The organism is Klebsiella sp. PK01, from assembly GCF_057624675.1.
Genome location: NZ_JBYEZM010000012.1, coordinates 57,139 through 73,180, shown reverse-complemented (window position 1 = coordinate 73,180; position 16,042 = coordinate 57,139). Strand labels below are relative to the sequence as shown.

Below are 16,042 nucleotides of genomic sequence, written 5' to 3'. Positions count from 1 at the left end.
AATTGCGTGGCTGACACTTTACCATCAGCCGGTAAATCTCGGCCTCGCTTTCTGCTACAATCCACACCCCGTTCGAAGATTGAGCAATATTCCCATGCGTTTAAACCCTGGCCAACAACAAGCCGTCGAATTCGTTACCGGACCGTGCCTGGTGCTGGCGGGCGCCGGTTCCGGTAAGACCCGCGTTATTACGAATAAAATCGCCCACCTGATCCGCGGCTGCGGCTATCAGGCGCGCCATATCGCGGCCGTCACCTTTACTAACAAGGCCGCGCGCGAAATGAAAGAGCGCGTCGGGCAAACGCTGGGGCGCAAAGAGGCGCGCGGGCTGATGATTTCCACCTTCCACACCCTGGGGCTGGATATCATCAAACGCGAATACGCCGCGCTGGGAATGAAATCCAACTTTTCTTTGTTCGATGATACCGACCAGGTCGCGCTGCTGAAAGAACTCACCGAAGGGTTGATCGAAGATGACAAAGTGGTGTTGCAGCAGCTGATCTCGACGATCTCCAACTGGAAAAACGATCTGAAAACGCCGGCGCAGGCGGCGGCTGGCGCGAAAGGCGAACGGGACCGCATCTTCGCCCACTGCTATGGGCTCTATGATGCGCATATGAAGGCCTGCAACGTCCTCGATTTTGACGACCTGATCCTGCTGCCGACGCTGCTGCTGCAGCGTAATGAAGAGGTGCGCGAGCGCTGGCAGAATAAGATCCGTTACCTGCTGGTGGATGAGTATCAGGATACCAACACCAGCCAGTATGAGCTGGTGAAGCTGCTGGTGGGGCAGCGCGCGCGCTTTACCGTGGTGGGTGATGATGACCAGTCGATCTACTCATGGCGCGGCGCGCGGCCGCAGAACCTGGTGCTGCTAAGCCAGGATTTTCCGGCGCTGCAGGTGATCAAGCTTGAACAGAACTACCGTTCATCAGGGCGTATTCTGAAGGCCGCCAATATTTTGATCGCCAATAACCCACACGTCTTTGAAAAGCGGCTGTTCTCTGAACTTGGCTACGGCACCGAGCTGAAAGTGCTCTCCGCCAATAACGAAGATCATGAAGCGGAGCGCGTCGCTGGCGAACTGATAGCCCATCACTTTATTAATAAAACCAACTACAAAGATTACGCCATCCTTTATCGCGGTAATCACCAGTCGCGGGTTTTTGAAAAGATGCTGATGCAAAACCGCATCCCGTACAAAATCTCGGGCGGCACGTCGTTCTTTTCGCGCCCGGAAATTAAAGATTTGCTGGCCTATCTGCGCGTACTTACCAACCCGGACGACGACAGCGCCTTCCTGCGCATCGTCAATACGCCGAAACGCGAGATTGGCCCGGCGACCTTGCAAAAGCTGGGCGAATGGGCGATGAGCCGTAACAAAGGCTTATTCACCGCCAGCTTTGATATGGGGTTAAGCCAGACGCTGACCGGGCGCGGGTATGAATCTCTCACTCGTTTCACCCATTGGCTGCGGGAAATTCAGCAACTGGCCGAGCGTGAACCGGTCAATGCCGTGCGGGATTTAATTCGCGGGATTGATTATGAGTCCTGGCTATATGAAACCTCGCCGAGCCCGAAAGCCGCGGAAATGCGGATGAAAAACGTCAACCAGCTGTTCACCTGGATGACCGAGATGCTGGAAGGCAGTGAGATAGACGAGCCGATGACGCTGACGCAGGTGGTTACCCGCTTTACCCTGCGCGATATGATGGAACGCGGCGAATCGGATGAAGAGCTGGATCAGGTGCAGTTGATGACCCTGCATGCCTCAAAAGGGCTGGAGTTCCCGTATGTATACCTGGTGGGAATGGAAGAGGGATTGCTGCCGCATCAGAGCAGTATTGATGAAGATAACGTCGATGAAGAACGGCGGCTGGCCTACGTCGGTATCACTCGCGCCCAGAAAGAACTGACTTTCACGTTGTGCAAAGAGCGCCGACAGTATGGCGAGCTGGTGCGCCCGGAACCGAGCCGTTTCCTGCTCGAGCTCCCGCAAGACGATCTGATTTGGGAGCAGGAGCGAAAAGTCATCTCTGCGGAAGAACGCATGCATAAAGGCCAGGCCAACGTCGCGAATATCAAGGCGATGCTGGCGAAGGCGAAAAAGGGCTAACGCTTCAGGCGACAAACTGCTGCCAGGCGGTGGAAAATGGCATCACCAGCAGCAGTGACGGTAGCATGTTGGCGGTAGGGAAATGGCGCATACCGCAAAGCCGAAAACCGGTCGCCAGCATAATAATTCCGCCGCAAGCAGTAAAATCAGCGATCATCGATGGGCTTATCAACGTCATAATAAACGTGGCGGCGAAGAACAGAATCACGAAGATGATCAACTGGGGAATAAAAATCGCGGTGATAATGTAGCCCAGCGTGGACGCGAAAATAGCGGCGGTGAAAAAGTCGAGTATCGACTTGGTCAGCAGAATGGTCGGGTCGCCGGTCATCCCTTCGGTTAGGGCGCCAAAAATACCGGTACCGCTGGCGCAGAAGAGGATCAGCACCGCGATAAACTGGTTCATAAAATCCCCAGCTTCTACGCCTGCGTTGTTTTGAGCTGGAAAAATACGCTCGATGGGCGTGCGTAGTTTGGTGCCCGCCCGCTCAATCCACTTCTCAATATTCAACAGGCCGCCAATAATAGTGCCGATAATCATCGCCAGCGCAATGGGTGGCAGATTGATGAGTTTGTTAAGGAAGAACACGCCCATACTGATAGAGATTAAACCGGAAATAAGCGGTAGCGTTTTCTTAAAGTGATCCGGGATAAATCGGTTGAGTGAGGCGCCTGCAATCGCGCCGACGAGTAATGAACCGCTGCAAACAAAAATACCTACCGGCATAGTATATTCTCCCTGTAATAAAATCAGGGCCTGAGAACAGGCCCTGTCGATTTATTTTTTATTATTTGATATTAAATACGCGGCTGGCATTGCCCCAGGCTATTTTATCTTTCAGCCCCGCATCCATTTCTAACGGATCAAACCAGTCGCAGGCCTGATGAATATCTTCATAAGGGTAATCTACGGAGAACATCACGCGATCGGCACCCATTACTTCAATCGCATTATTTAGCGAGTGAGTATTAAAATGACCGCTGGTGGTGACAATAAAGTTATTTTGCAGGTAGTGCATTAACGGTTTTTCCGCCTTACCCAAACCGCAGCCGAAACGCTGACGATAGAGGCGATGCTGAGTGCGCGGCAGCATGTGTACCAGCCCTTCACCGAGGTGTCCCAGCACCAGGTTAAGATTCGGATAACGGTCGAACAGGCCGCTCATCATCAGGCGAATAGCGTGAACGGCGGTTTCCTGCGCAAAGCCCCAGGCGGAACCGATCAGGCTTTCGTAACCGGTATAAATCCCGCGCGCTGGGCCTTCCAGCGGTTCACGCGGATGCAGGTACACCGGCACGTTTAGCTCGTTGACTTTATCCCAGAATACCAACATGGATTCATCATCAAGATACAGGCCATGTTCGCTGTCTTTGACGTTGGTATAGCCGTTAATCAGCGCGCCTTTCATGCCCAGTTTTTTCACCGCGCGCTCCAGCTCTTCCGCCGCTGCTTCCGGGTTTTGTAACGCCAGCGTGGCGAACGCGCTAAATTTATCTGGATTCGGTTTTACATAATTATCAACAATAAAATCATTAGTGTCGCGAGCGAAAGAGACCGCTTTAGCTTTATCTAAAATAGATTGCGCGCCGGGCGAAGTCAGAGAAAGAATGACGTGGTCAATATTACGTTGCGCCATCTCTTCGAGCTGAATGCTGCGGTCAAGCAGACGGCGTTCAACGTCTTGCATATATTCGCTACCGTTACGATTAGCTTCGCCGGTCGAATCCCACAAACGATTATTTTCAGGAGTGGATACATGTTCTTCTAAAGCGATTTTTCCGCGCATGATAGGTTCCTCTATTTATTCTGTCGATATGAACTGATGCGAGGAGATTAAAATGTTTGACGTATTGACAGCAATAAACCAAATAGAATACGGCGTATCAGGAATACTAATACAGCCGATTCTTTGATGATTTAAATGTTAATAGAACCACCTGAGGCGGCAAGGGCTACAATCTGCGTGCGCAGCCAGATATGCCCGGGATCGCGGTGCAGGCGCTGGTGCCAGACCTGGCGAATCGCGATGTTAGCCAGTGAGAAAGGCAGTGGCCAGCTGCGGCAGGGGTAACGTCTGGTGATATGGCGCGCCAGCTGTTCTGGCACCACCGCCAGCATCTCGCTGCCGGCGACCAGCTCGCCCGCGCCTAAAAAGCTGGGCAGCGTCAATGCGATGCGCCGCGGCATACTGTGTTCCGCGAGCAGTTTATCAATATCACCGTGGGCGGTGCCGTTGACGCGAACCGCAAGATGCTTTTCCTGACGCCAGTCTTCGGCGCTGAACCGATGACGAATGCGCGGGTGATTGTCCGCTGCCAGACAAACATACGACTGATCGAACAGATGCTGCTGATAGACGCTATCCGGCAGTTGGGTAAGATAGCCGATCGCCAAATCACATTTCCCGGATTCCAGCGCGCTAAGCGTCTGATCGTCAATATTCAGCACCGTAAAGGTGATGCCGCTGGCGTCCAGCCGCTGGAGCTGGCTTTGCAGCAAAGGAAGAAGCGTCATCTGGCTGATATCGGTCATGCCGATGGTGAAGTTACGGTTGCTCTCTTGTGGGATAAATTCCGGCTTAGCCGCCAGATCGGTATCGGCCAGTTGCAAAAGAGTAAAAATGGTGGGGGCGATAGCGTCCGCGCGCGGCGTTGGCGCCATTCGTTGACCAACGCGCACAAACAGCGGGTCGTCAAAGTGCTCGCGTAGCTTTTTTAGCAGCAGGCTACCGGTTGGCTGGCTGATATCGAGCGCTTCCGCCGCCGGAGAGACATTCCCCAATCGGTAGAGCGCGGAGAAAAAGCGTAGTGATTTGAAATCCAGTTCTTCCCGCATGCGCCCTCCTGGCCGGAAATTACCTCGCCGCGTCGTCGTCGAGCAGCAGCGCCCAGTGGACATAACTTTGCCACTGGCACTCTTGCTCGACCATTTCCCGGCCCAGCGGGTGTTCTTCCAGCCAGTCATCCGGCAGCGTCAGCGTCAGTTTTTCGTCGTCGGCGGTAAGCTGGATGGTTGGCAGGAGATCGTCGCGCCGGCGGCTGGCAAACAGAATCGCCAGTCGCAGCAGGCGACACAGATGTTCGGCAACGCGCGGCGGTACCGCGTTTTGCTGATGGAGCGAAGAAAGATCGATGGCGTTAGTCTGGTTGAGCAGCAGCGTGGCGATGAGCTTCTTTTGCGCCGGGGTAAAACCGGGCAGGTCGAGGTTATTGACCAGATAGGCGGCGTGCTGCGGCGCGCGTTTGAAATCGACGCTCAGGCCAATTTCATGCAGCGCGCAGGCGCTGACGAGTAAATCGCGGCTTAGCGGATCCAGCTCCCAGCCGCTGTCCAGTTGATCCACCAGATGGGTGGCCAGATTCGCTACCCGTTGCGCCTGCTCGGTATCGATCATAAAACGTCGCTGAATATTACGCAGCGTGCGGCTACGAATATCCTGATCGACGGAAAGGTGCAGCATGCCGTAGACCAGCCCTTCGCGTAATGCGCCGCCTGCCAGCGTCATGCACTGAATATTCAGTTCGCTAAAGATAGCAATCAGAATGGCCAGGCCGCTCGGAAAAACCAGTGCGCGTTCGAGCGTCAGCCCTTCGATTTCCAGCTCTTCAAGCCGACCGCACTGGATAGCGCGCTGCCTAAGCTGCTGCAGTTTGCTGAGGGTGATGCGTTCATCCATTCCCTGCGCCATCATGATTTCCTGCAACGCCTGCACGGTGCCTGAGGCGCCAACGCACACTTTCCAGCCGTGGTAGCGCAGGACATCAGCGATCGGACGCAGCACATCGCGCGCCGCCGCTTCAGCGAGATCGAAGTTTTCTTTAGTCAGGCTACGGTCGGCGAAGTAGCGTTCAAGCCAGGTGACGCAGCCCATCGACAGGCTGAACAGAGAAGTGGTTTGCGCGCCGGTGCCGGTCACCAGTTCGGTGCTGGCGCCGCCGATATCCACCACCAGGCGCTGATCGGCGCCGCCGGTGGTATGGGCTACACCCTGGTAGATCAGGCGGGCTTCTTCTTCACCGCTAATCACCTGGACGGGGCAACCGAGGATTTCCTGCGCTTTCGCCAGAAACTCGCCGGCGTTGACCGCCAGCCGCAGGGTGGCGGTAGCCACGACGCGAATTTGCGCTGAAGGAATATCCTGCAAACGCTCGGCAAACAGGCGTAAGCACTGCCAGCCGCGCTCCATCGCTTCCGCGGAGAGCGCATTATCGCTATTCAGGCCAGCGGCCAGACGCACCTTGCGCTTAATGCGGCTCAGCGTTTGAATACTGCCGGCCACCTCGCGCACCACCAACATATGAAAACTATTGGAGCCAAGGTCGATGGCGGCATACAGCGAGGTGGAACTCATACTCTTCATCTTTCAGGCCGCTCCTGTGTCGACTGGGCGTCGTTGCCCATTCCACTTACCTGAACGCATTGCCTGGGATTATCTCCATGGCGCATCCTGAAAGATTTCGCGTATGGCATAGATGTTAACCTGAACGACGACGATTACGTGGCGGGCCGTTACGGCGCGGGCCATTACCTGGGCGGGTGCGCGTCAAACGCAACGGCTTAGGTAAGTCGGTCATGAGCGCGTCCGGATTGTACTTGCTGACTGGGATCGAATGGCCGATATAGGTTTCGATTGCCGGCAGGTTCAGCGCGTACTCTTCGCAGGCCAGGCTAATAGAATGCCCGCTGGCGCCCGCGCGGCCGGTACGGCCGATACGGTGGACATAGTCTTCGCAGTCATCCGGCAGGTCATAGTTAAAGACATGGGTGACGGCTGGGATATGCAGGCCGCGAGCGGCTACGTCGGTTGCAACCAGAATATCGAGATCGCCGCGGGTGAACTCTTCGAGAATACGCAGGCGTTTTTTCTGCGCTACGTCGCCGGTCAGCAGGCCGACGCGATGTCCGTCTGCGGCCAGATGGCCCCAGATATCTTCGCAGCGATGCTTGGTGTTGGCGAAAACGATAGCGCGGTCGGGCCACTCTTCTTCCAGCAGCGTCTGCAGCAGGCGCATTTTTTCGTCGTTGGAAGGGTAGAACAGCTCTTCTTTAATACGGTGGCCGGTTTTCTGTTCCGGTTCGACTTCAACGTACTCGGCGTTGTTCATCTGTTCGAACGCCAGTTCGCGTACGCGATAAGACAGCGTAGCGGAGAACAGCATGTTCAGGCGCTGAGTGGCTGGCGGCATGCGGCGGAATAGCCAGCGGATATCTTTAATAAAGCCGAGATCGTACATGCGATCGGCTTCGTCCAGCACGACAACCTGAATGGCGCCGAGGTTAATATGGTTTTGTTTGGCGTAATCGATCAGGCGACCGGTGGTGCCGATCAGAATATCGACGCCGCTTTCCAGCACTTTCAGCTGTTTATCGTAGCCGTCGCCGCCATAAGCCAGGCCCAGTTTCAGGCCCGTTGCCTGCGCCAGCGGTTCGGCGTCTGCGTGAATCTGCACCGCCAGCTCGCGCGTCGGCGCCATGATCAGCGCGCGCGGTTGGTTAACCTGGCGGTCTGCGATGGCCGGGTGAGAGAGAAGATAATGAAACGTTGACGTCAGAAACGCCATCGTTTTACCGGTACCGGTTTGCGCCTGCCCGGCGACATCGCGACCTTCCAGCGTTAGCGGAAGGGCGAGAGCCTGAATGGGTGTGCAATTATGAAACCCTTTTTTTTCAAGGGCTTCGACAACTGCCGGGTGCAGGGCGAAGTCGGAAAACTTCTGTTCTGTCAAATGTGTTTTGCTCATAGTGTGGTAGAATATCAGCTAACTATTGCATTAAGAAAGCGTATCCGGTGAAATAACGTCAACCTTTCGTTGGCGATATACGAAATTATTCAAGGTGCGTCTCCGGCTACTGAACGGATCCCGGAAAGCTTAGACTACTAAGCGCAACGGGGGCGGTAAATCTGCCGCAGGTAGATTTGCAGACAGTGCGCTTAAGCATCGGCGGTGGTGGTCCATGGTGGATCCATTTCCGCAGGTAGCTTATAAAAGAGGCATCCTGAAGAATAGCGTGCATAACGTAGCATCAACACGTCGTTGATGACTGCGACACCAACACACCAGGCTTATTCCTGTGGAGTTATATATGAGCGATAAAATTATTCACCTGACTGACGACAGTTTTGACACGGACGTACTCAAGGCTGACGGGCTGACCCTCGTCGATTTCTGGGCAGAGTGGTGTGGTCCGTGCAAAATGATCGCCCCGATTCTGGATGAGATCGCTGAAGAGTATCAAGGCAAACTGACCGTGGCTAAACTGAACATCGATCAGAACCCGGGCACGGCGCCGAAGTACGGCATCCGCGGCATCCCGACGCTGCTGCTGTTCAAGAACGGCGAAGTCGCGGCGACCAAAGTCGGCGCGCTGTCCAAAGGCCAACTGAAAGAGTTCCTCGACGCCAACCTGGCGTAATCGGTTTGCCATTCCGGCGTCCGGATTCCTATTTTTTGTGGAACTCTGGACGCCCGGCCTGAGTCGTGCTAAGTTAATTCCAGACTTCGTTTTAAACATACCTATTGTTTGAATCTTGTTTTACCCAAAGCGTCCCGCAGACTATGCGCGTGAGGCTAATAATTCTGGGCTTATCACTCATTCCGTCTTGTCGTTTCAGTTCTGCGTTCTTTCCTGTGACCAGGCAACGTACAGACACGAGATGAAGCCGCTAACAGGCATGGATGTTCCTGCCATACCATTCACAACATTAAGTTCGAGATTTACCCCGAGTTTAAGAACCCACACCACTATGAATCTTACCGAATTAAAGAATACGCCGGTTTCTGAGCTGATTACTCTCGGCGAAAATATGGGGCTGGAAAACCTGGCTCGTATGCGTAAGCAGGATATTATTTTTGCCATCCTTAAGCAGCATTCAAAGAGTGGCGAAGATATCTTTGGCGATGGCGTACTGGAGATACTGCAGGATGGATTTGGATTCCTCCGCTCAGCAGACAGCTCCTACCTCGCCGGTCCAGACGACATCTACGTATCCCCCAGCCAAATCCGCCGCTTCAACCTCCGCACTGGTGACACCATTTCCGGTAAGATTCGTCCTCCTAAAGAGGGTGAACGTTACTTCGCGCTGCTGAAAGTTAACGAAGTTAACTACGACAAGCCGGAAAACGCGCGTAATAAGATTCTGTTCGAGAACTTAACGCCGCTGCACGCGAATTCGCGCCTGCGTATGGAGCGTGGTAATGGTTCTACCGAAGACTTAACCGCTCGCGTACTGGATCTGGCATCGCCGATTGGTCGCGGCCAGCGTGGCCTGATCGTCGCGCCGCCGAAAGCCGGTAAAACCATGCTGCTGCAGAACATCGCGCAGAGCATCGCGTACAACCATCCTGACTGCGTGCTGATGGTGTTGCTTATCGACGAACGTCCGGAAGAAGTAACCGAGATGCAGCGTCTGGTTAAAGGCGAAGTTGTTGCTTCTACCTTTGACGAACCCGCATCTCGCCACGTGCAGGTTGCCGAAATGGTTATCGAGAAAGCGAAACGTCTGGTTGAGCACAAAAAAGACGTTATCATCCTGCTCGACTCCATCACCCGTCTGGCCCGTGCCTACAACACCGTGGTTCCGGCTTCCGGTAAAGTACTGACCGGTGGTGTGGACGCCAACGCCCTGCATCGTCCGAAGCGCTTCTTCGGTGCGGCGCGTAACGTGGAAGAGGGCGGCAGCCTGACCATCATCGCTACCGCGCTTATCGATACCGGCTCTAAAATGGATGAAGTTATCTACGAAGAGTTCAAAGGCACCGGTAACATGGAACTGCACCTCTCCCGTAAGATTGCGGAAAAACGCGTCTTCCCGGCTATCGACTACAACCGTTCCGGTACCCGTAAAGAAGAGCTGCTGACCACCCAGGAAGAGCTGCAGAAAATGTGGATCCTGCGCAAAATCATCCATCCAATGGGTGAAATCGACGCAATGGAGTTCCTCATTAATAAGCTGGCGATGACCAAAACTAACGACGACTTCTTCGATATGATGAAGCGTTCGTAAGACGGAATACGCCGAAAAAACGCCACGCGATTGCGTGGCGTTTTGTTTTGTAGCTTTGTATGATCCAGGCGGGAAAAGCGCCGCTAGCGTTGCCGTATGATATGCGCGGCGGGTAAGGCAGAAAGGACTTTAACAGTCTAAAATATATACAATAAATTTGTAATGTTCTGCTTTTCCCCTTCAGGAGTGGAGACATCATCGTTATACTCCCCGGATTAACTATGCTGAGAGCACATGTGTTGTGAATTTACTCACTGCTATTACTGAATTAATCAGTGTTTTCTTATTCACGACCCTCTTTATATTTGTTGCCCGTAAAGCAGCGAAAAAAATTGGGTTAGTGGATAAGCCAAACTATCGGAAACGGCATCAAGGTTTGATTCCGTTAGTTGGTGGTATCTCAGTTTATGCCGGTATTTGTTTTACCTTTGCGATTGCCGATTATTATATCCCTCATGCCACGCTGTATCTGGCCTGCGCGGGCGTGCTGGTGTTGGTCGGCGCATTAGATGACCGATTTGATATCAGCGTAAAAATTCGTGCGGTTATTCAGGCCGCGATAGCCGTTATCATGATGACGGCGGGTAATCTGCATCTCAGCAGTCTCGGCTATATTTTCGGTTCGTGGGAGTTAGTCCTCGGCCCCTTTGGTTTTTTCCTCACCCTTTTCGCCGTTTGGGCGGCAATCAACGCCTTCAATATGGTAGATGGCATTGACGGACTGCTCGGCGGGTTATCGTCCGTCTCCTTTGCCGCAACCGGCATCATCCTGTGGTTTGACGGCCAGTACAGCCTGGCAATGTGGTGTTTTGCGATGATTGCCGCCATTCTGCCCTATATTTTACTTAATCTCGGCGCGCTTGGACGTCGCTATAAAGTGTTTATGGGTGATGCCGGCAGCACCATGATTGGCTTCACCATTATCTGGATCCTGCTGGAAACGACGCAGGGCAAAACGCATCCCATCAGCCCGGTGACGGCGCTGTGGATTATTGCGATTCCATTGATGGATATGGTGGCGATTATGTATCGCCGCCTGAGAAAGGGGATGAGCCCATTCTCGCCAGACCGTCAGCATATCCATCATTTGATCATGCGTGCCGGGTTTACTTCCCGGCAGGCCTTTGTCCTGATTACGCTGGCTGCCGCTTTATTGGCGCTGGTCGGCGTAGTGGCGGAATACACCCGTATTGTTCCTGAATGGGTGATGTTAATACTCTTTTTGTTTGCTTTTTTACTTTATGGCTACTGCATTAAGCGCGCATGGAAAGTGGCGCGTCTGGTTAAGCGCATTAGACGCAGAATTCGGCGACACAGCGGCAATAATCCAAATTTAACCAAGTAAAACTGGGGACGTGATGACTCAACCATTACCGGGAGCACAAGCAGTGAACGTTGAGAACGAACTGGATATTCGCGGGCTGTTTCGCGCCTTATGGGCAGGAAAAGGCTGGATAGTCGGCATCGCCGTGCTATTCGCGCTGATCGTTCTTATTTATTCCTTTTTTGCTCGCCAGGAGTGGAGCGCGACGGCAATTACCGACCGGCCGACCGTCAATATGCTGGGTGGATACTATTCGCAACAGCAGTTCTTGCGTAACCTGGATATCAAAGCCGATCTGGCTTCGGTAGACCAACCTTCCGCCATGGATGAGGCATACAAAGAGTTTATTATGCAACAGGCGTCATGGGATACCCGCCGTGACTTCTGGCTGCAGACCGACTACTACAAGCAGCGTCAGTCAGGCAACGCGCGCGCGGATGCCGCGATGCTTGACGATCTGATTAACGATATTCAGTTTATCCCGGGCGACCCGCTGAAAAGCGTCAATGACAGCATCAAGCTGACGGCGGAGACCGCGCCAGATGCCAATAATCTGCTGCGTCAGTACGTCGCTTTCGCCAGTCAGCGTGCCGCCGGTCATCTTAATGATGAGCTGAAGGGCGCCTGGGCGGCGCGTACCGTACAGATGAAAGCGCAGGTGAAGCGTCAGGAAGAGGTGGCGAGCGAGATCTACAACCGCCGCGTGCAGAGCGTCGAGCAGGCGTTGAAAATCGCCCAGCAGCATAACATTTCACGCAGCGAGACCGATGTTCCAGCGGAGCAGCTGCCGGCCTCCGAACTCTTCTTACTGGGCCGGCCGATGTTGCAGGCGCGCCTCGAAAATCTGCAGGCCGTAGGGCCGGAATACGATCTCGACTATGACCAGAACCGCGCCATGCTGAACACGCTAAACGTTGGCCCGACGCTGGATCCACGTTTTCAGACTTACAGATATTTGCGTACGCCGGAAGAACCTGTAAAACGCGATAGCCCGCGGCGCGTATTTCTGATGATCATGTGGGGGATTGTGGGCGCGCTCATCGGCGCAGGCGTGGCGTTAGCACGTCGTCGTGTCCAGTGAATGGGGCCTGTGATGAAGGCTCCGCGCCATCATCACCTAATCGAAGAGAATCGATGTGAAAGTACTAACTGTATTTGGCACGAGACCAGAAGCCATCAAGATGGCGCCGCTGGTCCATGCGCTGGCAAAGGATCCTCATTTTGAGGCAAAGGTTTGCGTAACCGCGCAGCATCGGGAGATGCTCGATCAGGTGTTGAAACTGTTTTCGATTACGCCGGACTACGATCTGAACATTATGCAGCCGGGGCAGGGATTAACCGAGATTACCTGCCGTATTCTGCAAGGTTTAAAGCCGGTACTGGAGTCGTTTAAGCCGGACGTGGTGCTGGTACATGGCGATACCACGACGACGATGGCGGCCAGTCTGGCGGCGTTTTATCAGCGTATCCCGGTGGGCCACGTAGAAGCGGGCCTGCGTACCGGCGATCTGAACTCGCCGTGGCCGGAAGAGGGCAACCGCACGCTGACCGGGCGCCTGGCGATGTACCATTTCGCCCCGACCGCCACCTCGCGCGATAACCTGCTGCGGGAAAATATTGACGCAGAACGTATTACCGTCACCGGTAATACGGTGATCGATGCGCTGTTTTGGGTTCGCGATCGTGTCCTTGGCGATGAGGCGCTGCGCAATGAACTGATGCAGCGCTACCCGTTCCTCGAAGCGGATAAGAAATTAATTCTGGTGACCGGCCACCGTCGCGAGAGCTTTGGTCTCGGCTTCGAGCACATTTGCCATGCGCTGGCGGATATCGCCAGCCATCATCCTGATGTGCAGATTGTTTACCCGGTTCACCTGAACCCGAATGTCAGTGAACCGGTTAACCGTATTCTCGGCCATGTCGCCAACGTGAAATTAATTGAACCGCAGGATTACCTGCCGTTCGTCTGGCTGATGAATCGCGCGTGGCTGATTCTGACCGATTCCGGCGGGATTCAGGAAGAGGCGCCGTCGCTGGGTAAACCGGTACTGGTGATGCGCGAAATGACGGAACGTCCGGAGGCGGTCGCCGCCGGCACCGTGCGGCTGGTCGGCACCGACAGACAGCGTATCGTTGATGAAGTCACCCGGCTGCTGCAGGATGATGCCGCCTGGCAGGCGATGAGCCGGGCCCATAATCCTTACGGCGATGGACAGGCATGCGATCGTATTTTATCCGCCCTTAAAAATAATCAGGTAACGCTATGAGTTTTTCTACCATTTCAGTGATTGGCCTTGGATACATTGGTCTGCCAACCGCTGCCGCATTTGCGTCCCGGCAACGGCGGGTGGTTGGCGTGGACATCAATCAACACGCCGTAGAGACCATTAACCGTGGTGAGATTCATATCGTCGAGCCGGATTTAGCGAGCGTCGTAAAAACGGCGGTTGAACAGGGATATTTAAGCGCCACCACCGTGCCGGTGGAGTCTGACGCCTACCTGATTGCCGTCCCGACGCCGTTTAAAGGCGGACATGAGCCAGATATGGCCTTTGTCGAATCCGCCGCTAAATCTATTGCGCCGACCCTGAAGAAAGGGGCATTGGTGATCCTGGAATCCACTTCGCCGGTCGGTTCGACCGAACAGATGGCCGAGTGGCTGGCGGCGATGCGCCCCGATCTCAGCTTCCCACAGCAGGTGGGCGAGGCGGCTGACGTTAATATCGCCTACTGTCCGGAGCGCGTGCTGCCGGGGCAGGTGATGGTTGAACTCATCAAAAACGACCGCGTAATTGGCGGTATGTCGCCGGTCTGTTCGGCGCGCGCCAGTGAGCTATATAAAATTTTCCTTGAAGGCGAATGCGTAGTGACTAACTCGCGCACTGCGGAAATGTGCAAGCTGACGGAAAACAGCTTCCGCGACGTCAACATCGCCTTTGCTAACGAACTATCGCTGATTTGCGCCGATCAGGGGATCAACGTCTGGGAACTGATCCGCCTGGCGAACCGCCATCCGCGCGTCAATATTCTGCAGCCGGGTCCGGGCGTCGGCGGCCACTGTATCGCCGTCGATCCGTGGTTTATCGTGGCGCAAAACCCGCAGCAGGCGCGTCTGATTCGCACCGCGCGCGAGGTAAACGACCGCAAGCCGGAATGGGTTATCGAACGGGTGAAAGCACAGGTTGCCGAGTGCCTGAATGCCAGCAATAAACGCGCCAGCGAACTGACTATTGCCTGCTTCGGCCTGGCCTTTAAGCCTAACATTGATGATCTACGTGAAAGCCCGGCGATGGAAATTGCCGCGCAGATCGCCCGCTGGCACAGCGGCGCGACGCAGGTGGTTGAGCCCAACATTCACGCGCTGCCGAAGAAACTTGATGGCCTGTGTACGCTGGCGACACTTGATGACGCGCTGGCGAGCGCCGATGTGCTGGTGATGCTGGTCGATCACAACGAGTTTAAAGCCGTTAGCGGCGATAGCGTTGCTCAGGCCTATATCATCGACACCAAAGGAGTGTGGCGGTGAGAACGATTCTGGTCACCGGCGGCGCGGGCTTTATTGGCTCCGCGGTAGTGCGTGAAATCATCCAGCACACCGCCGATCGCGTCGTGGTCGTGGATAAGCTGACCTACGCCGGCAATTTGATGTCGCTGGCGCCGGTGGCGCAGGATGCGCGTTTTGCCTTTGAACAGGTGGATATCTGTAACCGGGCTGAGCTGGATCGCGTCTTTCGCCAGCATCAACCCGATACGGTGATGCATCTGGCGGCGGAAAGCCATGTCGATCGTTCCATCGATGGCCCGGCGGCGTTCATCGAAACCAATATCGTCGGTACCTATACGCTGCTGGAAGCCGCGCGCAGCTGGTGGAATACGCTGACGGCGGAGCAAAAATCGGCGTTTCGCTTCCATCATATCTCGACGGACGAAGTGTATGGCGATCTGCACGGCAGCGATGATTTCTTTACCGAGACCACGCCTTATGCGCCAAGCAGCCCCTATTCGGCCTCGAAAGCCAGTAGCGACCATCTGGTACGCGCCTGGCAGCGTACCTATGGCCTGCCGACGCTTATCACTAATTGCTCGAATAACTACGGCCCGTATCACTTCCCGGAGAAGCTGATCCCGTTGATTATTCTCAACGCGCTGGCGGGAAAACCGCTACCGGTTTACGGTAACGGCCAACAAATTCGCGACTGGCTGTATGTCGAAGACCACGCCAGAGCGCTGTATCTGGTGGCGACCCGCGGCGAACCGGGCGAAACTTACAATATCGGCGGCCATAACGAGCGCAAAAACATCGAGGTGGTGGAAACCATTTGCGAATTGCTCGAAGAGCTGGCGCCGCAAAAGCCGCAGGGCGTGGCGCACTATCGCGATTTGATAACCTTCGTTGCTGACCGGCCGGGCCACGATCTGCGTTATGCGATTGATGCGGCGAAGATTGCACGCGAGCTGGGCTGGACGCCGGATGAGACCTTTACTTCCGGCATGCGCAAGACCGTCCAGTGGTATCTGGCAAATGAGGCATGGTGGCGGCAGGTTCAGGACGGTAGCTATCAGGGCGAGCGTCTTGGGCTGCACGGCTAACTGGCC

Annotated in this window: 14 protein-coding genes; 9 read left to right on the top strand and 5 right to left on the bottom strand. The window is 54.8% G+C overall.

Annotated elements, in window-relative coordinates:
* Window positions 1-94 precede the first annotated feature (94 nt).
* On the top strand, window positions 95-2,116 hold the full coding sequence (rep, locus tag AC22LX_RS24080; RefSeq protein WP_015368891.1) for a DNA helicase Rep: 2,022 nt from the start codon (window positions 95-97) through the stop codon (window positions 2,114-2,116).
* A 4-nt stretch (window positions 2,117-2,120) separates the two neighbouring features.
* Here rep and AC22LX_RS24075 read toward each other — a convergent pair whose 3' ends face one another.
* The 5 genes from AC22LX_RS24075 to rhlB all read right to left on the bottom strand — a co-directional run bounded on the left by AC22LX_RS24075 (window position 2,121) and on the right by rhlB (window position 7,858).
* Entirely contained in the window at window positions 2,121-2,843 is a 723-nt protein-coding gene (locus AC22LX_RS24075; protein WP_047045672.1) for a DUF554 domain-containing protein, read from the bottom strand.
* 61 nt (window positions 2,844-2,904) lie between these two features.
* The gene (locus tag AC22LX_RS24070) at window positions 2,905-3,903 is read right to left on the bottom strand and encodes an amidohydrolase family protein (RefSeq protein ID WP_047045675.1); all 999 of its coding nucleotides are present in this window, start codon (window positions 3,901-3,903) and stop codon (window positions 2,905-2,907) included.
* Window positions 3,904-4,034: 131 nt separating this feature from the next.
* Window positions 4,035-4,952 carry a LysR family transcriptional regulator gene (locus tag AC22LX_RS24065; protein WP_049061391.1) on the bottom strand — a complete coding sequence of 306 codons (918 nt, stop codon included), beginning with the start codon at window positions 4,950-4,952 and terminating at the stop codon, window positions 4,035-4,037.
* 19 nt (window positions 4,953-4,971) lie between these two features.
* Window positions 4,972-6,477 carry a guanosine-5'-triphosphate,3'-diphosphate diphosphatase gene (gppA, locus tag AC22LX_RS24060; RefSeq protein ID WP_162184081.1) on the bottom strand — a complete coding sequence of 502 codons (1,506 nt, stop codon included), beginning with the start codon at window positions 6,475-6,477 and terminating at the stop codon, window positions 4,972-4,974.
* A gap of 115 nt (window positions 6,478-6,592) precedes the next feature.
* Window positions 6,593-7,858 carry an ATP-dependent RNA helicase RhlB gene (gene rhlB, locus AC22LX_RS24055; RefSeq protein ID WP_015368886.1) on the bottom strand — a complete coding sequence of 422 codons (1,266 nt, stop codon included), beginning with the start codon at window positions 7,856-7,858 and terminating at the stop codon, window positions 6,593-6,595.
* Between the two features lie 343 nt (window positions 7,859-8,201).
* On the opposite strand from rhlB, the gene trxA reads away from it, so the two are divergent.
* From trxA to rffG, 8 genes are all read left to right on the top strand, one after another.
* Window positions 8,202-8,531, top strand: a complete 330-nt coding sequence (gene trxA, locus AC22LX_RS24050) for a thioredoxin TrxA (RefSeq protein ID WP_002883224.1) — start codon at window positions 8,202-8,204, stop codon at window positions 8,529-8,531.
* 143 nt (window positions 8,532-8,674) lie between these two features.
* A complete protein-coding gene (locus tag AC22LX_RS24045; RefSeq protein ID WP_131631697.1) occupies window positions 8,675-8,776 on the top strand; it encodes a rho operon leader peptide in 102 nt (33 codons plus the stop codon).
* Between the two features lie 86 nt (window positions 8,777-8,862).
* Window positions 8,863-10,122, top strand: coding sequence for a transcription termination factor Rho (rho, locus tag AC22LX_RS24040; RefSeq protein ID WP_002883293.1), 1,260 nt, complete (start codon window positions 8,863-8,865; stop codon window positions 10,120-10,122).
* Window positions 10,123-10,363: 241 nt separating this feature from the next.
* The gene (gene wecA / locus AC22LX_RS24035; protein ID WP_015368885.1) at window positions 10,364-11,467 is read left to right on the top strand and encodes a UDP-N-acetylglucosamine--undecaprenyl-phosphate N-acetylglucosaminephosphotransferase; all 1,104 of its coding nucleotides are present in this window, start codon (window positions 10,364-10,366) and stop codon (window positions 11,465-11,467) included.
* A gap of 13 nt (window positions 11,468-11,480) precedes the next feature.
* Window positions 11,481-12,527 carry an ECA polysaccharide chain length modulation protein gene (wzzE, locus tag AC22LX_RS24030; RefSeq protein ID WP_047045682.1) on the top strand — a complete coding sequence of 349 codons (1,047 nt, stop codon included), beginning with the start codon at window positions 11,481-11,483 and terminating at the stop codon, window positions 12,525-12,527.
* A 55-nt stretch (window positions 12,528-12,582) separates the two neighbouring features.
* Complete coding sequence (wecB, locus tag AC22LX_RS24025; RefSeq protein WP_072048022.1) at window positions 12,583-13,713, top strand: non-hydrolyzing UDP-N-acetylglucosamine 2-epimerase; 1,131 nt, start codon at window positions 12,583-12,585, stop codon at window positions 13,711-13,713.
* Window positions 13,710-14,972: a UDP-N-acetyl-D-mannosamine dehydrogenase gene (gene wecC, locus AC22LX_RS24020; RefSeq protein ID WP_487334254.1), complete on the top strand. Its 1,263-nt coding sequence runs from the start codon at window positions 13,710-13,712 to the stop codon at window positions 14,970-14,972. Before wecB ends, wecC begins: the two co-directional genes overlap by 4 nt.
* A complete protein-coding gene (gene rffG / locus AC22LX_RS24015) occupies window positions 14,969-16,036 on the top strand; it encodes a dTDP-glucose 4,6-dehydratase (protein WP_047045685.1) in 1,068 nt (355 codons plus the stop codon). The genes wecC and rffG overlap by 4 nt, the downstream gene beginning before the upstream one ends.
* The last annotated feature ends 6 nt before the right edge of the window (window positions 16,037-16,042 follow it).